The following is a 19192-nucleotide window of genomic DNA, read 5'->3' as shown; positions in this document are numbered from 1 at the left end:
CGTGGTCCGGGCCGCAGGGCGCCCCGGACGCAATTGGTTCAGCCGGTCACCTTTTTCAGGTGATAGGATTTCGGGCGGGTAAGGTTCTGATAGCCGATGACCGACAGACCGCCGCCGCGCCCGGTGTTCTTGCAGCCGGTCCAGCACAGACCCGGATCCAGATAGTCGGCGCGGTTCATGAAGACGGTGCCGGTCTCGATCTGATCGCCGACGGCCTGCGCGCGCTCCACATCCTTGGTCCAGAGTGAGACGGTCAGGCCGAACTCGCTGTCGTTCATCAACTGGATGGCTTCGGCGTCCGAGGAGACCTTCATGATGCCGACGACCGGGCCAAAGCTTTCGTCGCGCATCACGCGCATCTCGTGGGTGACATTGGTCAGGATCTGCGGGGTGAGGTAGGCACCGCCGTCATCCTCGGCGAAGGTGTCGATATGGGCCACGGCGCCCATCTCAACCGCTTCGGCGATCTGGTCGCGCACTTCCTTGGCGAAGCGCACGTTGGCCATCGGGCCGATGGTGGTCTCGGCGTCCAGCGGATTGCCCAGCTTATAACCCTTCACGATCTCGATCGCCTTGGCGAGGAAGGCGTCATAGACGCTTTCGTGCACGTAGATCCGCTCGATCCCGCAGCAGCACTGGCCCGAATTGAACATGGCGCCGTCGATCAGCGTATCGACTGCCGCATCGACGTCTGCGTCTTCCATGACATAGCCCGGATCCTTGCCGCCCAGCTCGGTGCCGACGCCGGTAAAGGTGCCCGCCGCTGCACGTTCCATCGCCTGGCCGCCCCCGACCGAGCCGGTGAAGTTGACGAAGTTGAACGCCTTGGCCGCGATCAGTTCGGATGTGGTGTCGTGATCGAGGAAGACGTTCTGGAACACATCTTCGGGCACGCCCGCCGCATGGAAGGCGGCCGCCATGCGTTCGCCGACCAGCAGGGTCTGGGTCGCATGTTTCAGCACCACGGTATTGCCCGCGATCAGGGCCGGGGCCACGGTGTTGATCGCGGTCATGTACGGATAGTTCCAGGGCGCGACGACAAAGACGACACCATGGGGCACGCGCTTGATGTAGCGCTTGAAGGTCGCATCCTCGCCCACTTCGATATCGGCAAGCGAATCCCTTGCGATCTCGGCCATGTAGGAGGCGCGCTCATTAAAGCCGCCGAATTCGCCGCCATAGCGCACCGGGCGGCCCATCATGTGGGCCAGTTCCGGGACGATCTCGTCGTTCATCTCGCCAACTTTAGCGACGCCGGCCATCACAAGGTCGATCCGCTCCTGCAAGGGGCGGGCGGCCCAGGCAGCTTGCGCGCTGCGGGCCCGGGCTGCTGCTGCAAAGGCGTCATCGCGGGGCAAGGTGTCTCGCGTGGCAAAGACCGATCCGTCGATCGGAGAGATACATTTCAGTGTCTGGCTCATGCCATCCTCTTGTGGTTGGGGGCAGGGCGTTCCCCTGTCCCTATTCAGGTGTTCAGGTGTCGGGCCGGATCAGGCCCGTTCAAATCCGCGTGCGATCTCGTAATCGGTGACGACACGTTCGAAGTCTTCGATCTCCACCTCGGCGGCACGCACGTAGTGGTCCACCACCTCGTCGCCAAAGGCCGCGCGTAGCATCTTGGAGGTTTTCAGCGTCTCGCGCGACTCGCGCAGGCTGCCAGGCAGCATGCCGGTTTCGCCTTGGTAGACATCGCCCTTGGCGGCAGGGGCCAGCTCCAGCTGCTCTTCGATGCCGGCAATGCCTGCCGCAAGTTGCGCGGCCATGGCCAGATAGGGGTTGATGTCAGAGCCACCCACGCGGCATTCGACGCGCACCGCCTTGGTGCCCTCGCCGCACAGGCGGAAGCCCGCGGTGCGGTTGTCCACCGACCAGATGATCCGGGTCGGGGCAAAGGTGCCCTTCATGAAGCGCTTGTAGCTGTTGATGTAGGGGGCCAGGAAATACATGTAGTCGGGGGCGTATTTCAGCATGCCGGCCATGTAGTGTTTCATCAGCTGGCTCATCCCCAGCGGATCGTTTTCGTCATGGAAGGCGGGCTTGCCGCCCTTCCACAGCGATTGGTGTACGTGCGAGGAGGAGCCGACCTTGTCCTGGTGCCATTTCGGCAGGAAGGTCGCCGCATGGCCCTGCTGCCAGGCGATCTCCTTCACCGCGTGTTTGGCGATGGTGTGATGATCGGCGGTGTTGAGCGCTTCATCGTATTTGATGTTCAGCTCTTCCTGACCGGTCTCGGCCTCGCCCTTGGTGTTTTCGACCGGAATGCCGGCGTCCCACAGGTGATTGCGCAAGGGGCGCATCACGTGCTCTTCCTTGGTGGTCTGCAGGATGTTGTAGTCTTCGTTATAGGCAGAGATCGGCGTCAGGTCGCGGAAGCCCGATTTGGCGATCTCGCCAAAACTTTTCTCGAACAGGAAGAATTCCAGCTCGGTGGCCATCATCGCGTCATAGCCCATTTCCGCAAGGCGTTTGACCTGTTTCTTGAGGATTGCGCGCGGGGAGTGCGGGACTTCCTTGTGGGTGTGGTGGTCCAGCACATCACAGAGCACCATCACGGTGCCCTCAAGCCAGGGCATCGGGCGCAGCGTGGACAGGTCGGGCTTCATCACGTAGTCGCCATAGCCGTTTTCCCAGCTGGTGGAGGCATAGCCATCGGGTGTTGCCATCTCCAGATCGGTGGCCAGCAGGTAGTTGCAGCAATGGGTTTCTTCCCAGGCGCTGTTGATGAAATGCTTGGCGTGGAAACGTTTGCCCATCAGGCGTCCCTGCATGTCCACCAGGCACACAAGGACGGTGTCCACGGTGCCATCGGCAACCTGGGATTTGAGCGTGTCGAAGGAGAGCATGAGGTAGGCCCTTTCAGGTTGCGGCCCGCAAGGCCAGGCCGGTGTCGGAGTGGCGCCTGCGGGCAAAGTCTCGGTTCTGGTCTCCGGCCCGCAAAGATGATTCGCGGGCCGGAGAGTGTGTTACAATGGGCGCCGATCAGCCGTAACGATAGGGGCGGCCTGCCTTGGTCATATCGGCGTTATATTTCTTGAAGATCTCGACGACGCGGGCCTTGGTCGGGCTTTCGGCTGCGATCTCGTCCCAGAATTTGACCGCGGCGTCTTCGACCTGCTGCCATTCGGCATCGGGGATCGAGGTCAGCTGCATCTTATCGCCGTTGACGCGCAAGGAGGCTTCGCCGCCCCAGTACCACCACTGACGATAGTAGTGCGACTGGTCACAGCAGACGCGGAACAGGGTCTGCAGGTCTTCCGGCAGCTCGTTCCAGCGGCCCTGGTTGGCAAAGAAGCTGCCCGCCCATGCGCCCGAGATGTTGTTGGTCAGGAAGTAGTTGGTCACATCGGCCCAGCCAACGGTGTAGTCTTCGGTGATGCCGGACCATGCGATCCCGTCCAGTTCGCCGGTCTGTACGGCAACTTCGATGTCTTCCCAGGGCAGGGTGACTGGCACAACGCCGAACTGCGCCAGGAAACGGCCCGCTGTCGGGAAGGTGAAGACGCGCTTGCCCTTGAGGTCCGCCAGGGAACGGATCGGGTCCTTGGTGGCAAAGTGGCAGGGATCCCAGGCACCGGCCGAGATATGCTTGACGCCGACCTTGGAATACTCCTCGTCCCAGATCTCGTTCAACCCGTACTGGTTGAACAGCACCGGCACATCGAGGCTATAGCGCGAAGCAAACGGGAAGTAGCCGCCAAAGACAGTGACTTCGGTTGGCGATGCCATGGAGTCGTCATCGGACTGCACCGCGTCGATGGTGCCGCGCTGCATGGCGCGGAACAATTCGCCGGTGGGCACCAGCTGGTCGGCATAGAACAGTTCGATCTGCATGCGGTCGCCTGCGATCTTGTTGAACATGTCGATGGCGGGCTTCACCACATGTTCGGCCAGCGCCGCACCGGCATAGGTCTGCATGCGCCACTTGATGGTGGACTGGGCCAAGGCCGGTGTTGCCAGCGGCGCGGCCATCGCGCCAGCGCCGGCGGTGGTCAGAAACTTACGTCTTGTTGTCATCTTACTTCTCCTTGTTGAAATAGGGCCCCCGCACGGGGCTCTTGTTAATTATTTTCCGTAGACCAGTTCCGGCAGCCACAGGGCGATTTGCGGGAACAGCATCACAAGCGTCAGCGCCACCACCATCACCGCGACGAAGGGAATGATGGAGACATAGATGTCCTTGAGCCCGATCTCGGGCGGGGCCATGGCGCGCATCAGGAAGAGGTTGTAGCCAAAGGGTGGCGTCATATAGGCGATCTGGGTGGTGATCGTGTAGAGCACCCCGTACCAGATCAGATCGAACCCGAGCGCGCCCACCAGCGGCACATAAAGCGGCGCGACGATCACCAGCATGGCGGTGTCATCGAGGAAGGTGCCCATCACGATGAAGCTGAGCTGCATCAGGATCAGGATCATCCAGGGGGAAAGGCCCAGTTGCGTGGTGAACAGGTCTTCGATCGCCTTCACCGCGCCAAGGCCGTCAAAGATCGCGCCGAACCCGAGTGCGGCTAGAATGATCCACATGAACATGCAGGAGATCCCAAGGGTGGAGCGCACCGAGGTTTCGAACACCTCCTTGTTCATGCGCCCCTTGAGGACGGCAGCGATAAAGGCGGTCATGGCGCCAATGGCCGAGCTTTCCACCAGAGAGGTCCAGCCGTTGACGAAGGGGATCATCATCGCGGCAAAGATCGCCAGCGGCAGAACACCCGAGAACAAGAGGCGGTATTTCTCTTTCAGGAACAGGTCCGTGTAGAACATCGGGATCTTGCGGGTGACAAAGGACAGTGCAGCCGCGCCAAAGGCCAGACCGATGGCGGATTTTGGCGCCACGATGCCCAATTTGACCACCAGCGGGATCACCACCAGCGCCGCCAGAATAATGTGATTGAGGCGCAGGGGATGGTCGCTGACGCGGTCGTATTCGGCCAGATCCTCGGGCGTCATTGCAGGGCCAAGGTTCGGCTGCATCCGGGCGCGGATATAGATGTAGACTATGAACATGGTGGCCATCAGCAGGCCGGGGATCACGCCTGCGAGCCACAGCTGCCCGACCGGCTGGCGCGCGATCATCGCATAAAGCACCAGAACGACCGAGGGTGGCACCAGAATGCCAAGCGAGGAGCCCGCCTGAATTGTCCCTGTGACCAGGATCTTGTCATACCCCCGCCGCAATAGCTCGGGCAGCGCAATCGTTGCGCCAATGGCCATGCCGGCGACGGAAAGGCCGTTCATGGCGGACACCAGCACCATCAAACCGATTGTGCCGATGGCAAGCCCGCCTTTCACCGGTCCCATCCAGACGTGGAACATGCGGTACAGGTCGTCGGCAATCTTGGATTCCGACAGCACGTAGCCCATGAAGATGAACATCGGCAGCGTCAGCAGCGGATACCACTTCATCAGCTTCATCGCCGCCGAGAACGGGATTTCGACCCCGCCGGTGCCCCACAGGAGAAGGCCCGCAACCGCGCCGACGAACCCGATGGCGCCGAAGACGCGCTGGCCGGTCATCAGCATCAGCATCATGCCGGCAAACATCACAAGAGCGATCATTTCATAGGGCATCAGAGGTCCACTCCGCGCAGGCGTCCGATATCCCGGAACAATTCGGCAAGGCATTGCAGCAGCATCAATAGGACACCGAAGCAGAGGATGAATTTGACCGGCCACAGGAAAGGCCGCCAGGCGGTGGAGCTGCGCTCAAGATATCCGATTTTCTCAGCGGCGGCGGTTGGCCCCTCGGTGATCAGCGTCCAGACCAGATCTCCGAAAAAGGAGAAAGGCTCCATGCCGAAATAGCCAAGGCTGTAGGCGGTGGAGCTGACGGCGCCGTAAAAGAGGATGCCCAGATAGACCATCAGGAACAGCACGGTGAACCCATCGACCCAGGCTTTTGTGCGGGTGGACCAGCCGCCATAAAAAAGATCCATCCGCACGTTCGATCCCATCTGGATCGAATAGGGGCCGCCGAGGATGTAATAGGCGACCATGACGAACTGCGCCGTTTCCAGCGTCCAGAGCGAGGGGGTGAAGAAGGTTTTCGAGACCGAAGACCACAGAAGCACCCCGATCAGGGCAAAGATCAGGTACATGGCAAAGCGGCCGATGAACCAGTTCATTGCATCGATGATGCGGATATAGCGGAGAATGAAACTAGGCATCTGGCTGCCTTTCGGTCTTGAGCGCGGCCAGCGCCGGACGCAGCAGGGTGAGCAGTTCCTCGGCCATCTGCGCCTCGTCCTCGGCATTGCGCAGCAGATCGTTGCGCACTTCGATCATCACATTGGCCAGCCCGTTTTCGATCCCATGAAGCTGCAGGGAATGGGTGACGCCATCCTCGGGGCCATAGGGGTCATTGCGGGCGATCTTGCGATGGGACAGCCGCTGGGCCTCGGCCAGCATTGCATCCGCAAGGCGGCTGTCGCGGTCGTGCAGGATGCCGATTTCGACTGCGCGCTGGGCACCGAAGTAGACCGGGGTAAAGCTGTGCATTGTCACCAGAACGGTATCGCGTTCGGCCGCCTTGCGCGCAGACAAGACATCGTGCACGGCGGTGCAGAACGGCATGTATACCGTTCGAACGCGCTCCGCACGCTCTTCGTCGGTGAGGCCGACATTGCCGGGAACCTCGATCACTTCGGATTTCACCGGCATGGCCGATCGGGCCTCGGGCGGACGATTGCAGTCATAGACCAGTCGCGAAATCCGGCTGGCCACCATGGGCGCATCCAGCGCTTTTGCCAGCGCCAGCGAGACCGCCCGTGCGCCGGGATCCCAGGCCGCATGACTGGTCCGGTCCTCTTCGGCCAGACCAAGCCCTTTGTAGCGCTCGGGAATATCGTGGCTGGCGTGTTCGCACAGGATCAGCACCTCCCCCGCGCCATTGGCGTTGAAGATCTCCACGGCTTCTTTTTGAGCGTTGGAATCGCCCGATGACATGCGGCACTCCCCAGAATTTGGAAAAATGTTTTCACGCGCTGGTATTTCTGTCAATATCCTTTCAGTCAAGATTTTTGCGTGCGCTGATGCTCTGTGGCGCCCCCAGATGCGACTGCCTGTTTTTTGATCGATCAGTTGTGGAGGTGATCGCCCGTGTCAAAACCCACCCCCAGCGTGCGCGAGTTGATCCGCGAACACTATTCCGCTCTGACCCAGTCCGAGCGCAAATTCGCGAACTCCCTGCTTGAGAACTATCCGGCGGCTGGGCTGGCCTCGATCACCATCGTTGCGGCCAATGCGGATGTCTCGACGCCGACGGTGGCACGCATGGTGCAGAAGCTGGGGTTCAAGGGCTATCCGCAGTTCCACCAGGCCCTGCTCAAAGAACTGGAGGCACAGGTTTCAGGCCCGACGCAGCGGCGGGCGAACTGGGCCTCCGAGGCACCTGAAGGGCACCTTCTGAACAGATTTGCCCAGGCGGTGACGGACAACCTGGGCCAGACCTTTTCCAACCTCGATTACGAGCAGTTCGATCTGGCCGTGCGGCAACTGGCCGATACCGAGGGGCGGCTGTACGTGGTCGGAGGGCGGATCACACGCGCCCTGGCCGACTATGCCTTTACCCATTTTCAGGCGATCCGGCAGCGCGTGACGCATATGACGTCGTCCTCGGCGACCTGGCCGCATTACGTCCTGGATATGGAAGCGGGTGATACCCTGCTGATGTTCGATGTGCGCCGCTACGAGACCAACCTGCAAAGGCTGGCAGAGCTGGCCGCCGAGCGGGGCGTGAAGATCATCCTGATCACAGATCAATGGGCCAGTCCCATCACCTCGGTCGCGCAGCATACCTTCAACTGCTGGGTGGAAATCCCCTCGGCCTGGGATTCGAACATCTCGACCATGATGCTTTTGGAGGCGATGATTGCCGCCACCCAAGAGGAAGGCTGGGATGAGACCCGCGAACGCTATGAACGGCTGGATGAGCTGTTCGACATGACGCGGCTGTTTCGCAAGTTTTCCTGAGCGGTGACAGTTTCGCACCGGCGGTCAGCCGGTGGACAAAGGATCGCCGTTGCAGCACATTGGCCGTAGGACCAGATTTCAGACCGAGGCCACAGCATTATGACCCCCTTTGCCAAACTTCTTGCCGCCCTGAGCGTTGCCATGCTGGCCGCCGCGCCCGTCGTCGGCAAGCCGCTGAGCCGTATCCTGGCGCAATCGGGCTTCACCCCGGTGGATCTTGAGATGATGATTCAGGCAGAAGCGGTGCTGTACAGTGTGGCGCAGCCAAAGAAAGGCACGTCAGAGGCCTGGAGCAATCCCGACTCTGCGGCCTATGGGAAGGTCACGATTGTCGATCAGCAGGGCAATTGCATTTTCCTGCAGCATAAGGCCCACCCCGAGGGCGGCGAAAAAGCCAGCCTCATCAATCGCAAGTTCTGCAAGGATGTGAACGGAGCCTGGCGCCTGTCCATCTGAGGCCGTCAGCGATAGGTGCGATCCTCGATCGGGGTGGCTTCGATGGCGTCGAGCAGCCCGCCGATCAGCAGCTCTTCGGCGCGGTTCTTGGCCGCGTGGCGGCTCCAGACCACATGCACGTCGATGCCGGGCAGATCGTCATAGGGCGGCACCTGCCACAATAGCCCGTCCCGCACATCCCGCGCTGCCACATGGACGGGGAGGGGGCCGATGCCGATCCCGGCCACGATCATCCGGTGCACCTCTTCCAGGTGACTGGAAAGACCTGTCACCTTGTCGCCGAGTTCCGCCTGCGCCCGCATGACAGTCACGGGTTTCAGCACATCATGCAGACGGTCGGTTTCGAAACTGACCGAACTTTGACCTGCCAGATCGGCAACGGTCAGATCCCTGCGCCCGAACAGCGGGTGCCGCGGCCCGCAGAACAGCCCGAAAAACTCGCGGTAGAGGCGCCGGTATTCCAGTTTGGGATTGTGATCCCGCACCAGGCAAAGCGCGAATGAGGCGCGTTTGGCGGCCACCTCCGCAATGGCATCGGCGCTGGAGCGCACATCGATCGACAGGGTCGCCTTGGGGTGCTTGCTGTGAAACTCGGCCAGCACCTCGTCGAACAGCGGGCAAACCACATGGCTGGCGACCGCGATCTTGATATGGCCCTGCACCTCATCCGTGAGTTCGCGCATCAGAGTTGAAAGGCGCAGGATCGATCCATTGATATCAAGCGCTTCGCGGTACAAAAGCCGCCCCGCATCGGTCAGTTGATAGTGACCCGGCGAACGGTCGATCAGCTTGCGCCCGATCCGGTCCTCCAGCTTCTTCAGCGCGGCCGAGACCGAGGGTTGTTTCAACCTCAGCTGCTGCGCCGCATCGGTGATCGAATGGCTCTCGGCCAGAACAACAAAGGTGCGCAAGAGGTTCCAGTCCAGCTCGCGGGCGATACGGTCGGGGGCAAAGCGGGCCTCACTGGTCATAGGTTTCATCTATATTCACAATTTTGATTATCTATTTGATCTATACTGGGCAGGTTTTGCATGGTCACGTCAAGCCCGGGCATCACGGGCATCAACAGGGAAAGACCATGTCCGTCGAAAAACGAGAGGCGCGTCAGCCTTGGATTCTGCTGTCCCCCGCACTGACTGCGGTGACGCTGCTGTTGTTCGTCCCGCTGCTGTTCATTCTGGTCTACAGCTTCTGGCTCCGCACCGCCACCGGCGCCGATGTGGCGGGGTTTTACCTTGATAACTGGGAAGAGGCGCTCACCGATCCCTTTTACCGGGACATCCTGATCAGCACCCTGCGTATTGCTGCGATCACCACCGTGGCCTGCGCGCTGATGGGCTATCCGTCGGCCTATTTCATCGCCCGTTCGCAAGGCAACAAGGCGGTTCTGCTTCTCTTGCTGATGCTTCCCTTCTGGATCAGCTACATCATCCGCACGATGAGCTGGATCAACATCCTTGGCGTCTCGGGGGCGCTCAATTCGGTCTTGATGGCACTGGGCATCATCAGTGAACCGATCCAGATGCTTTATAACGAGGTGACGGTGATCCTGGGTCTGGTGCATTTCCTTCTGCCCTTCATGATCCTGAACATCTTTGTCAGCCTCGATGGCATCGACACCAATCTTGAAAATGCCGCCAACTCGCTGGGTGCGACCAAGTGGCAGGCCTTTCTGCAAGTGACGCTTCCGCTGTCACTGCCGGGGCTGGCTGCCGGGGGACTCTTGTGTTTCGTCCTTGGTGCCGGAACTTACATCACCCCGCTGGTTCTGGGCGGGCCGCGCGATGCGATGTTCGCCAATCTGGTCTTTGAAGCCATCATCACCCAGCTCAATTGGCCCCTTGGATCGGCCCTGTCGCTGATGCTGCTCGCAGTGCTGGGCGCTCTGGTGATGATCTACAACCGCTACCTGGGCATGGCCCAGCTGATGAAGGGGCTGGGCTGATGGAAACTCGTTTCAACATGGGCTGGACCCTGATCCGTGGCTGGGCCGTTCTCGTCTATATCTTCATGTTCCTGCCGGTGGCCGTCGTTGTGCTGCTGAGCTTCAATGCCAGCCAGTTCGGCAATTTCCCCATGACCGGTTTTTCCTTCCGCTGGTTCGTTGAATTGGCTGGCAATGAGGCGATCCTGCGCGCCTTTCGCACCTCGATCATTCTGGGTCTGCTGACCGCGCTGATCTCGACCACGCTGGGAGTGCTGGCGAGCCTTGCGCTGGTGCGCTACCGGGTGCCGGGGGCCAATGCGATCTCGGCGCTGCTGATCGCGCCCATTCTGGTGCCCGAGGTGGTGCTGGCCGTCGCGCTCCTCTTGTTTCTGAACTTCCTAGGCGTGAACAAAAGCTTTGGCCTCTTGCTGGCGGGGCATGTGATCTTTACGCTGCCTTTTGTGATCCTGGTGGTGCAGGCGCGCCTCGTGTCGATCAAGCGCGACGTCGAAGAGGCCGCGATGAGCCTTGGCGCCTCCCCGGTACAGACCTTTTTCCAGATCACTCTGCCCCTGATGATGCCGGCCGTTCTGGCAGGCGCGCTTTTTGCCTTCACCATCAGCTTTGACGACATCACCGGCACTCTGTTCTGGAAGCCCGGTGGGGTCGAAACCGTGCCGACGCAGATTTTTGCCATGCTGAGAAACTCGATCAGCCCCGAGATCAACGCGCTGGGCACGGTGATGATCGTGATGACCGTTGGCCTCCCGCTCCTCGGTTTGGCCATCGCCCGGGCCATGGCCCGCAAAAGCGGCACTTAGAACCGCATTCAATTCACAAAAAGACAGACCAACACGGAGACTGAAATGACCAAAAAAATGGACAATACTACCCGCTATGAGCGCGCCCGCGAGCGCTACATGAATGGTGATCTCGATCGCCGCAGCTTTCTGGGGCTGATCGGCGCTGCGGGCCTTGCCTATGGCGTGTCCACGCCGTTTGCCAAATACGCCCACGCGGCCACCACCGACCAGGTGCGGTTCGACGGTTGGGGCGGCGTTGTCAGCGAAGCCTTCCGCAAGCACGCCTTTGACCCCTACACCGCCAAGACCGGCATCAAGGTGGTCGACGGCACCTTTGGTGGCGGCGATGAGTACCTGTCGCGCGTCAAGGCCAGCCAGCCGGGTGAGTACAACATTGCGCATCTGTCGGGCGTCTTTGACTATGCCCGCTATCACGCGCTTGGCCTCAGCTCGGAGCTGAACGAGGCGAACATCCCCAACCTCGAATATGTGATCCCGAAACTGGTCGATGTCTTCCGCGGCGTCTCGGGCGGCAAGCTGTCCTGTGTGCCTTATGACTATGGCACAACCGGTCTGGCCTATAACCGCAAGCATATCTCGGATGACGAGATGAAGGAAAAGGGCGCCAAGATCCTGATCGACGAGGCCCACAAGGGCAAGATCGCCGGCTGGAGCGACTGGCGCACCCGCATGTGGTACGCGGCGTTGCAAACCGGTCAGAACCCGAACGAGATTTCGAATGAAGACGCGGCCTGGGATGCGGTGCGCACCCACCGGGATCTGAGCCTGAAATACTGGGGCTCCGGCGCCGAGCTGATGAGCCTGCTGGCCGAGGAAGAGATCTACGTGACCGAAGCCTGGTCCGGCCGCATCTACGCGCTGCAGGAGCAGGGCCACGACATCGGCTACATGGATCCGCCCAACGGCTTTGGCTGGCAGGAATGTCTGTTCGTCATGAAGGGCTCGCTCATGGAGGCTTGCGAGGAGCTGCTGAACTTCATGCTGGCGCCGGAAACCTCGATCGCGGTGGCCGAAGGGCAGAACTACCCGACAGCCCTCGACCCGACCAAGGTGGATCTGGGCGACAAGATCCCGACCCTGCCGGCCTTTGATCCCACCGGCACCCTTGAGGGTCTGACCTTTGCCGACCCGGACTTCTGGAACGGTCACGAGGCCGCCTGGTCCAAGACCTTTGGCCGCGTCCAGAAGGGCTACTGATCCCTCCCGCCCTCTCCCCATTCGGGGAGGGGGCACCTTTGAACATCCATCCGGAGAGCGCCCCCGTGAGTTCCGTTACCCTGAACAATATCGTCAAACGCTTTGGCACCTTCACGGCTGTGCACAAGGCCAACCTTGAGATCCCCGAGGGCGCCTTTGTCACGCTGCTGGGGCCTTCGGGCTGTGGCAAGACCACCAACCTGCGCATGATCGCGGGCCTGCTGGACCCAAGCGAGGGCGAGATCCTGATCGGTGGCAAGCGCGTCAACGATGTGCCGATCCACAAGCGCAACCTTGGGATCGTGTTCCAGAACTACGCGCTTTTTCCGCATAAGACCGTGGCCGAGAACATCGCCTTTGGCCTCAAATACCGTGATGTGCCCAAATCCGACGTGGCCCGCCGCGTACAAGACGCACTCGATCTGGTGCAGCTGCCGGACGTGGGGCACCGTTACCCGAAGGAGCTGTCCGGCGGGCAGCAACAGCGGATTGCGCTCGCCCGCGCCATCGTGATCGAGCCTGAGGTGCTGCTGCTCGACGAGCCGCTGTCGGCGCTCGATGCCAACCTGCGCGAGGACATGCGGGTGGAACTCAAGCGCATTCAGGCCAAGATCGGTGTCACCACCGTATTCGTGACCCATGACCAGTCCGAGGCGCTCGCCATGTCGGACAAGATCGTGGTGATGAGCGCTGGCCGGATCGAGCAGGTCGGCACTCCCGAAGAGGTCTACAACACCCCTGCCAGCGAATTCGTTGCGAACTTCCTTGGGGCCTCCAACATCTTGGCGGGCGGCTGCGCGACAAAGGATGCAGAGGCTGCCGTGCTGGATGTGCCACTGTTCGGTAGCGTTCCGGTGCCTGCGGACAAGGCGCCTGCCGTCAATGCAGGGGATGCGGCAAAACTGGTGCTGCGCGCCGAAAAGCTGGTGCTAATGGCACCGGGCAGCGATACCTCGGGCATGATCACGGCAGAAGCCGTGGTCGAGACCGTCGATTACCAGGGCCAGACCGTGCGCTATTTCCTGCGCGTGGGCGACACCCAGCTGCAGGCGATCAACATGATCGATGGCCGCCCCTTTGCCGAAGGGCAGAGTGTCACTGTCGCCTTCCGCCCGCAGGATTGCGCGGCGCTGGCAGCCGCGTGAACACGAACCAACAAAACAAGATCGCGATCGGGATCACAGCATGAGCAATCTCTTCTATCAGGGCCGCGGCCGCAAACCGGTGCTGGAGCAGGCGCGCGGCGTCTACATGTGGGACAAGGACGGCAAGCGCTACCTTGACGGATCGTCCGGCGCGATGGTCTGCAATATCGGCCATTCGAACGAAAACGTGCTGGCGGCGATGCAGCGGCAGATGGAGAAATCCACCTTTGGCTACCGGCTGCATTTCGAAACCGAAGCCTCGGAGCAGCTGGCGGCGCGTCTGGCCGGGCTGATGCCCGACGGCCTCAGCAAGGTTTTCTTTGTCTCCGGCGGATCTGAGGCGGTGGAAAGCGCCATGAAAATGGCGCGCCAATATGCGCTGGCCACGGGGCAGGACAGCCGCTGGAAAGTGATCTCCCGCAGCCCGTCATACCACGGCTGCACTTTGGGCGCGCTTGCGGTCACCGGATATACGACCCTGTCGGCGCCTTTCGCGCCGATGATGCGCGAGATGCCGAAGGTTCCAGCGCCGCGCGCCTATCTGGATGGGCTTGATCCCAATGATCCGGCAAACGGGGAGCATTACGCCAAAATGCTGGAGGCCAAGATCCTCGCCGAAGGGCCAGATAGCGTTCTGGCCTTCATCCTGGAACCCGTTGGAGGGGCCTCCACCGGCGCGCTGGTTCCGCCTGCGGGGTACATGGAACGGATCCGTGAAATCTGCGACCAATACGGTGTCTTGTTGATCATGGATGAGGTGATGACCGGTGCCGGGCGCACGGGCACCTTCCTTGGCTGCGAGCATTGGGGCACCCGCCCCGATATCGTGGTGATGTCCAAGGGCATCGGTTCGGGCTATGTGCCACTGGGGGCGATGATCGCCGACGAACGGCTGGTCGACCCGGTGTTGGACAAGGGTGGTTTTGCCCATGGCTTTACCTATGCCGGGAATCCTCTGGCTTGCGCGGCGGGCCTTGCCGTGGTCGAAGAGATCGAGGCGCAGGCCCTCTGCCAGAACGCGGCTCAGATGGGCGACAAGCTGATCGCGCGCCTGCACGGGTTGATGCAGAAACACGAGATCATCGGCGATGTGCGCGGCAAGGGGCTGCTGACGGCGTTCGAGTTCATGTCGGACCGGACCAGCAAGGCGCCCTTGCCCAAGGGGCTGAACGCCTATCAGCGGTTCGTGGATATTGCCTATGACAAGGGGCTGATCGTCTATTCCCGTCGCACCCGCGACGGGATCGAAGGCGACCATATACTGGTCTGCCCGCCCCTGATCGTCAACGACACCCATCTGGATGAGATCATCGAGGGCCTTGATGCCTCGCTGGTTCAATTCACCGATGAAATACACCCCGAACTGAAAGTCGGCTGAGACATGTCCAAGATCCTGATCACCTGCGCCATCACCGGCTCGATCCATACGCCGTCGATGTCGCCCTATCTGCCGGTGACGGCGGATGAGATCACCGAGCATGCGCTGGGTGCCGCCGAGGCAGGGGCGGCGATCCTGCATCTGCATGCGCGCGATCCGGAAACCGGCCAGCCCTCGGCCCAAAGCGATCACTTCAAGGCCTTCCTGCCGCGCATCAAACAGGCCAGTGATGCGGTGCTGAACATTTCGACCGGGGGCAGCGCGGTGATGACGCTGGAGGATCGGCTGGCGGCGCCCAAAATGGCCGAGCCGGAAATGTGCAGCCTCAACATGGGCACGATGAATTTCGCGCTCTATCCGGCGGCAGAGCGGATCACGGACTGGAAACACGCTTGGGAAAAGCCGTTTCTGGAAAACTCCGACGATCTGGTCTTCAAGAACACCCCGCGCGACATGGCGCGCATTCTGACCGAGATCGGACAGGAGCGCGGCGCGCGGTTTGAGTTCGAATGCTATGATGTCAGCCATCTTTACATGCTGAAGCATTTTGTCGATCGTGACCTGGTAAAAGCGCCCCTGTTCATCCAGTTCGTTTTTGGCGTTCTGGGCGGGATTGGACCAGATCCGGAGAACCTCACCCATATGAAACTGATCGCGGACAAGCTGTTTGGCGACAGCTACATGTTCTCGGTACTGGCGGCGGGACGGCACCAGATGCCGCTGATCACCATGGGCGCGGCCATGGGCGGGCATGTGCGCGTCGGGCTGGAGGACAGCCTGATGATCTCGCGCGGGCAACTGGCCAGGACCAACGCCGAACAGGTGACCAAGATCCGCCGCATCGTCGAGGATCTGGGCCGCGAGGTGGCCAGCCCCGATGAGGCGCGCGCGATGCTGGGCCTCAAGGGTGCGGACCGGACGGCGATCTGATGGAGTTCCGGTTTCGCATTGCAACGGCCGGGGATGTGCCCGCCCTGCAAAGGGCGCTGGAGCAGCTTTCGGCCGACCTTGGCGATACCCACCGGGGAACCGAGGCGGATCTGCTGCGCGCTGGCTTTGGCGCCGATCCGGTCTTTGCCGCGGTTCTGGCCGAGGCCGGGCCGCCTGCGGCGGCGCGCATGGTCGGGGTCAGCGTTTTCATGCCGCTGTTTTCCACCATGCGCGGGGCGGCGGGGCTCTATGTGTCTGACCTTTGGGTCGATCCTGAAATGCGCGGGCAAAAGCTGGGGCAGGGCCTGCTGAAGGCTGTGCTGCAAGAGGGGCAGCGCCGGTGGCAGGCACAGTTCCTGAGGCTCAATGTCTATGACATCAGCGAGGCCTCGCGCAGGTTCTACGAGCGGCTGGGCTTTGCCCCTGTTACATCTGAAACGGAAATGAGACTGGATGAGGCCGGATGCGCGGCCCTGAGAGGAGAGCGATGAAAGCCATATTCGACGAGCGTCAGTGGAACCACGACCCCAAGCATTTCATGGCCAATGGCGCCATGCTGCCCAACCCGGAGCAGCCGAAACGGATCGAGGTGCTGCACGCGGGTGCGGTTGCCGCAGGCTGCAGCTTTGAGGCACCAAAGGATGCAGGCCTTGGCCCTATCGCCGCACTGCATTCGGCGGAATATCTGACCTTCCTTGAGACCATCTATACCCGCTGGCAGCGCATTCCGGGTTCTGGTGAGGAGGTGATCCCCAACATCCATCCCGCGCGTCGCACCGATGGGTATCCGAAATCAGCCGTGGGGCAGGCGGGGTTCCATCAGGCCGATACCGCCTGCCCCATCGCAGAAGGCACCTGGGAGGCAGCCTATTGGTCAGCCCAATCCGCCGTGACCGGCGCCGATCTGATCCGGGACGGGGAGCGCGCGGCCTATGTCCTGTCGCGCCCGCCGGGGCACCATGCCTTTGGCGATCTGGCGGGGGGCTTCTGCTTTCTCAACAACGCGGGGATAGCCGCCGAACGGCTGCGCGCCGCAGGTTTGCGCCCGGCCATTCTGGATGTGGATGTGCACCACGGCAATGGCACGCAAGGCATCTTCTATGACCGCGACGATGTGCTGACCGTCTCGATCCATGCCGATCCCGCGCGGTTCTATCCCTTCTTCTGGGGCCATGCGCAGGAACGGGGCGAGGGGCGCGGGCTTGGCTACAACCTGAACCTGCCCCTGCAACGCGGCACCGGGGATGATGATTACCTCAAGACGCTGGACACCGCCCTGCAGCGCGTCAAGAGCTTTGGCACCGATGTGCTGGTGGTCGCGCTGGGGCTGGATGCCTCGATCGACGATCCTTTCGAAGGGCTGGCCGTCACCAAGGACGGGTTCGCTCGCATCGGAGCGGCCATCGCGGGCACGGGCCTGCCGGTCCTTTTTGTGCAGGAGGGTGGATATCTCTCCGACTCGCTTGGCGAGAACCTGACCCGAACCCTGACCGGGTTTCAGGAGGGTGCGTGAAGACCTTTGATGTTATCGTGATCGGTGGCGGTATCGCCGGAATCTCTGCCGGGGCCGAACTCGCGCGCGACATGTCGGTGCTGGTGCTCGAGGCGGAGCCGCAGATCGGCTATCACGCGACGGGGCGCTCGGCGGCGATTTTCATCCGCAACTACGGCAACGATACACTGAGGGCGCTGAATGCGGCCTCGGCCCCTGTGCTGGAGGCGCCCGAGGGGATCTCGGAGCGCACGCTCCTGTCGCCGCGCGGCGAAATGCTGGTGGCCGATGAACGTGAGCTGGCGGTCTTGGATGCCTATGCCGATGGCGCCACCGGGCTGGAGAGGCTGACCGCTCAGCAGGCAGTGGAACTGGTGCCGATCCTGCGGCCTGAACGCATCGCGAGTGCTGTGATTGAATGGGATGCGCAGGATATCGACGTGGACCGGATGCTGTCGGGTTATGCCACAGCGCTGAAACACCGTGGTGGTCAGATCGTGACGAACGCGCGGATCGATGGGCTGACCCGTAACGGTCCAGTGTGGGATGTCGCGGTTACAGGCACCACCTATTCTGCCCCCATCGTGATCAACGCGGCAGGTGCCTGGGCCTCTGATATTGCCATGTTGGCCGACGCCTCGCCGATTCCCGTCTCTCCCTTGCGCCGTTCTGCTGCGATCCTTCCCGCACCCGATGGGTACGACCCGGCACGCTGGCCTCTGTTCGCCTCGGCCGCTGAAGACTGGTACGCCAAGCCCGAAGCCGGAAAGCTGATGGTCTCGCCAGCTGACGAGGACCCGGTGGACCCTCATGATGCCTGGGCCGACGATATGGTCTTGGCCGAGGGGCTGCATCGTTACGAGCAGGCAGTGACGGTTCCGGTGACGCGGGTCGAGGCCTCATGGGCCGGCCTGCGCAGTTTTGCCCCCGACCGAACCCCCGTAGTCGGTTTCGACCCAAACGCCGATGGCTTCTTCTGGCTGGCAGGGCAGGGCGGCTACGGCGTGCAGACTGCCCCGGCGCTGGCAGCCATGACAGCGGCATTGTGCCAGGGGGTTGCGCCCGTTATCGGTGACGCCATCACCACTGCCGTCGGCCCGCAACGTTTCGCGGCCTGATCGGTCCCGATTCCGCAACTCCAAATCAGATAGGAACAGAAAATCATGAGCGAGATCACCCGTAAACACACCGGCCCCCGCATGAGCCAGATCGTTATCCACGGCGACACCATCTATCTGGCGGGCCAGGTCGGCACCGCCGGCGCCAGTGTCGCCCAGCAGACCAAGGACTGCCTTGAAAAGATCGATGCGCTTCTGGCCGAGGCAGGCAGCGACAAGACCCGGATCCTGCAGACCGTGATCTGGCTCGCTGACATGAAGGACTTTTCCGAGATGAACGAGGTCTGGGACGCCTGGGTGCCCGAGGGCCACACTCCGGCGCGCGCCTGTGGCGAAGCAAAGCTGGCCACTCCGGAATATCTGGTGGAGTTCATCGTCACCGCAGCCAAAGGCTGATTGACGGCTTCGACGCCTTGCAACGAGCATTCAAAGCCCGGCGGTTCGCTGGGCTTTGTCTATTCTTTGGCTTCCCCAAAAGGCCTGAAAACGCGGCAGCGCAGCAGGTGTTCAGAGCGGTTCTTTCCGGTGCCAGTCTCGACCCTGACGTGACTCGCCGAGGTTCCTCCGAGTCGTGTCGTTGAACGGTCCGATTCCCGCATCCTATGATGGCAGCTTACGGTGTCTGGGTGTGAAAGGTGTTATCTAATGACCTGAAAATAAATGATAATATTCGTTTCTCACTATTTCTTTGATTTTAGGGTTGCGGGTATTTTGTGTTGGGACTAGAACCCCCTTCACCGGCGGCGCTGAGGCGCTGGTG

At 61.5% G+C, this 19192-nt stretch carries 19 protein-coding genes; 12 read left to right on the top strand and 7 right to left on the bottom strand.

What is annotated here, in order from left to right; translation table 11 throughout:
- Nucleotides 1-38 precede the first annotated feature (38 nt).
- The 6 genes from AADA15_RS18555 to AADA15_RS18530 form a co-directional block, all read right to left on the bottom strand.
- A complete protein-coding gene (locus AADA15_RS18555; protein ID WP_341643054.1) occupies nucleotides 39-1421 on the bottom strand; it encodes an aldehyde dehydrogenase family protein in 1383 nt (460 codons plus the stop codon).
- Between the two features lie 69 nt (nucleotides 1422-1490).
- Entirely contained in the window at nucleotides 1491-2843 is a 1353-nt protein-coding gene (locus tag AADA15_RS18550; protein WP_341643053.1) for a glutamine synthetase family protein, read from the bottom strand.
- Between the two features lie 136 nt (nucleotides 2844-2979).
- On the bottom strand, nucleotides 2980-4014 hold the full coding sequence (locus AADA15_RS18545) for a TRAP transporter substrate-binding protein (protein WP_341643052.1): 1035 nt from the start codon (nucleotides 4012-4014) through the stop codon (nucleotides 2980-2982).
- A 48-nt stretch (nucleotides 4015-4062) separates the two neighbouring features.
- Nucleotides 4063-5565: a TRAP transporter large permease gene (locus AADA15_RS18540; RefSeq protein ID WP_341643051.1), complete on the bottom strand. Its 1503-nt coding sequence runs from the start codon at nucleotides 5563-5565 to the stop codon at nucleotides 4063-4065.
- A complete protein-coding gene (locus tag AADA15_RS18535; RefSeq protein WP_341643050.1) occupies nucleotides 5565-6161 on the bottom strand; it encodes a TRAP transporter small permease subunit in 597 nt (198 codons plus the stop codon). The genes AADA15_RS18540 and AADA15_RS18535 overlap by 1 nt, the downstream gene beginning before the upstream one ends.
- The gene (locus tag AADA15_RS18530; RefSeq protein WP_341643049.1) at nucleotides 6154-6939 is read right to left on the bottom strand and encodes an N-formylglutamate amidohydrolase; all 786 of its coding nucleotides are present in this window, start codon (nucleotides 6937-6939) and stop codon (nucleotides 6154-6156) included. The genes AADA15_RS18535 and AADA15_RS18530 overlap by 8 nt, the downstream gene beginning before the upstream one ends.
- A 153-nt stretch (nucleotides 6940-7092) precedes the next feature.
- Here AADA15_RS18530 and AADA15_RS18525 point away from each other — a divergent pair, with 153 nt between their 5' ends.
- Both AADA15_RS18525 and AADA15_RS18520 read left to right on the top strand, forming a co-directional pair.
- Nucleotides 7093-7965, top strand: a complete 873-nt coding sequence (locus AADA15_RS18525) for a MurR/RpiR family transcriptional regulator (RefSeq protein ID WP_341643048.1) — start codon at nucleotides 7093-7095, stop codon at nucleotides 7963-7965.
- A 99-nt stretch (nucleotides 7966-8064) separates the two neighbouring features.
- Nucleotides 8065-8421, top strand: coding sequence for a hypothetical protein (locus AADA15_RS18520; protein ID WP_341643047.1), 357 nt, complete (start codon nucleotides 8065-8067; stop codon nucleotides 8419-8421).
- 5 nt (nucleotides 8422-8426) lie between these two features.
- On the opposite strand, the gene AADA15_RS18515 is transcribed toward AADA15_RS18520, so the two are convergent.
- Entirely contained in the window at nucleotides 8427-9392 is a 966-nt protein-coding gene (locus tag AADA15_RS18515; protein WP_341643046.1) for a LysR family transcriptional regulator, read from the bottom strand.
- 107 nt (nucleotides 9393-9499) lie between these two features.
- Between AADA15_RS18515 and AADA15_RS18510 the strand changes: the two genes are divergently transcribed.
- From AADA15_RS18510 to AADA15_RS18465, 10 genes are all read left to right on the top strand, one after another.
- A complete protein-coding gene (locus AADA15_RS18510; protein ID WP_341643045.1) occupies nucleotides 9500-10366 on the top strand; it encodes an ABC transporter permease in 867 nt (288 codons plus the stop codon).
- Between the two features lie 17 nt (nucleotides 10367-10383).
- Entirely contained in the window at nucleotides 10384-11169 is a 786-nt protein-coding gene (locus tag AADA15_RS18505) for an ABC transporter permease (RefSeq protein ID WP_341643070.1), read from the top strand.
- 57 nt (nucleotides 11170-11226) lie between these two features.
- Complete coding sequence (locus AADA15_RS18500; RefSeq protein ID WP_341643069.1) at nucleotides 11227-12369, top strand: extracellular solute-binding protein; 1143 nt, start codon at nucleotides 11227-11229, stop codon at nucleotides 12367-12369.
- Between the two features lie 65 nt (nucleotides 12370-12434).
- Entirely contained in the window at nucleotides 12435-13514 is a 1080-nt protein-coding gene (locus AADA15_RS18495) for an ABC transporter ATP-binding protein (protein WP_341643044.1), read from the top strand.
- 40 nt (nucleotides 13515-13554) lie between these two features.
- Nucleotides 13555-14892: an aminotransferase family protein gene (locus AADA15_RS18490; RefSeq protein WP_341643043.1), complete on the top strand. Its 1338-nt coding sequence runs from the start codon at nucleotides 13555-13557 to the stop codon at nucleotides 14890-14892.
- A 3-nt stretch (nucleotides 14893-14895) separates the two neighbouring features.
- On the top strand, nucleotides 14896-15822 hold the full coding sequence (gene kce, locus AADA15_RS18485; protein ID WP_341643042.1) for a 3,5-dioxohexanoate:acetyl-CoA acetone transferase: 927 nt from the start codon (nucleotides 14896-14898) through the stop codon (nucleotides 15820-15822).
- On the top strand, nucleotides 15822-16313 hold the full coding sequence (locus AADA15_RS18480; RefSeq protein WP_341643041.1) for a GNAT family N-acetyltransferase: 492 nt from the start codon (nucleotides 15822-15824) through the stop codon (nucleotides 16311-16313). Before kce ends, AADA15_RS18480 begins: the two co-directional genes overlap by 1 nt.
- Nucleotides 16310-17335 carry a histone deacetylase family protein gene (locus AADA15_RS18475; RefSeq protein WP_341643040.1) on the top strand — a complete coding sequence of 342 codons (1026 nt, stop codon included), beginning with the start codon at nucleotides 16310-16312 and terminating at the stop codon, nucleotides 17333-17335. The genes AADA15_RS18480 and AADA15_RS18475 overlap by 4 nt, the downstream gene beginning before the upstream one ends.
- The gene (locus AADA15_RS18470) at nucleotides 17332-18432 is read left to right on the top strand and encodes an NAD(P)/FAD-dependent oxidoreductase (RefSeq protein WP_341643039.1); all 1101 of its coding nucleotides are present in this window, start codon (nucleotides 17332-17334) and stop codon (nucleotides 18430-18432) included. The genes AADA15_RS18475 and AADA15_RS18470 overlap by 4 nt, the downstream gene beginning before the upstream one ends.
- Nucleotides 18433-18477: 45 nt before the next feature.
- Nucleotides 18478-18828, top strand: a complete 351-nt coding sequence (locus tag AADA15_RS18465; RefSeq protein WP_341643038.1) for a RidA family protein — start codon at nucleotides 18478-18480, stop codon at nucleotides 18826-18828.
- Nucleotides 18829-19192: the final 364 nt, after the last annotated feature.

Source organism: Phycobacter sedimenti (genome assembly GCF_038148855.1).
Taxonomy (GTDB): Bacteria; Pseudomonadota; Alphaproteobacteria; order Rhodobacterales; family Rhodobacteraceae; genus Phycobacter; species Phycobacter sedimenti.
Note: the sequence above shows the minus strand (reverse complement) of the source record. Positions and strands in the feature narration are given on the sequence as shown.

What these genes read in the sequence shown, in the direction of transcription:
- AADA15_RS18545 (WP_341643052.1), bottom strand. Translation starts at nt 4,014, where the DNA reads ATGACAACAAGACGTAAGTTTCTGACCACCGCCGGCGCTGGCGCGATG.
- AADA15_RS18490 (WP_341643043.1), top strand. Translation starts at nt 13,555, where the DNA reads ATGAGCAATCTCTTCTATCAGGGCCGCGGCCGCAAACCGGTGCTGGAG.
- AADA15_RS18555 (WP_341643054.1), bottom strand. Translation starts at nt 1,421, where the DNA reads ATGAGCCAGACACTGAAATGTATCTCTCCGATCGACGGATCGGTCTTT.
- AADA15_RS18465 (WP_341643038.1), top strand. Translation starts at nt 18,478, where the DNA reads ATGAGCGAGATCACCCGTAAACACACCGGCCCCCGCATGAGCCAGATC.
- AADA15_RS18475 (WP_341643040.1), top strand. Translation starts at nt 16,310, where the DNA reads ATGAAAGCCATATTCGACGAGCGTCAGTGGAACCACGACCCCAAGCAT.
- AADA15_RS18520 (WP_341643047.1), top strand. Translation starts at nt 8,065, where the DNA reads ATGACCCCCTTTGCCAAACTTCTTGCCGCCCTGAGCGTTGCCATGCTG.
- AADA15_RS18540 (WP_341643051.1), bottom strand. Translation starts at nt 5,565, where the DNA reads ATGCCCTATGAAATGATCGCTCTTGTGATGTTTGCCGGCATGATGCTG.
- AADA15_RS18530 (WP_341643049.1), bottom strand. Translation starts at nt 6,939, where the DNA reads ATGTCATCGGGCGATTCCAACGCTCAAAAAGAAGCCGTGGAGATCTTC.
- AADA15_RS18500 (WP_341643069.1), top strand. Translation starts at nt 11,227, where the DNA reads ATGGACAATACTACCCGCTATGAGCGCGCCCGCGAGCGCTACATGAAT.
- AADA15_RS18505 (WP_341643070.1), top strand. Translation starts at nt 10,384, where the DNA reads ATGGGCTGGACCCTGATCCGTGGCTGGGCCGTTCTCGTCTATATCTTC.
- AADA15_RS18515 (WP_341643046.1), bottom strand. Translation starts at nt 9,392, where the DNA reads ATGACCAGTGAGGCCCGCTTTGCCCCCGACCGTATCGCCCGCGAGCTG.
- AADA15_RS18510 (WP_341643045.1), top strand. Translation starts at nt 9,500, where the DNA reads ATGTCCGTCGAAAAACGAGAGGCGCGTCAGCCTTGGATTCTGCTGTCC.
- AADA15_RS18480 (WP_341643041.1), top strand. Translation starts at nt 15,822, where the DNA reads ATGGAGTTCCGGTTTCGCATTGCAACGGCCGGGGATGTGCCCGCCCTG.
- AADA15_RS18550 (WP_341643053.1), bottom strand. Translation starts at nt 2,843, where the DNA reads ATGCTCTCCTTCGACACGCTCAAATCCCAGGTTGCCGATGGCACCGTG.
- kce (WP_341643042.1), top strand. Translation starts at nt 14,896, where the DNA reads ATGTCCAAGATCCTGATCACCTGCGCCATCACCGGCTCGATCCATACG.
- AADA15_RS18535 (WP_341643050.1), bottom strand. Translation starts at nt 6,161, where the DNA reads ATGCCTAGTTTCATTCTCCGCTATATCCGCATCATCGATGCAATGAAC.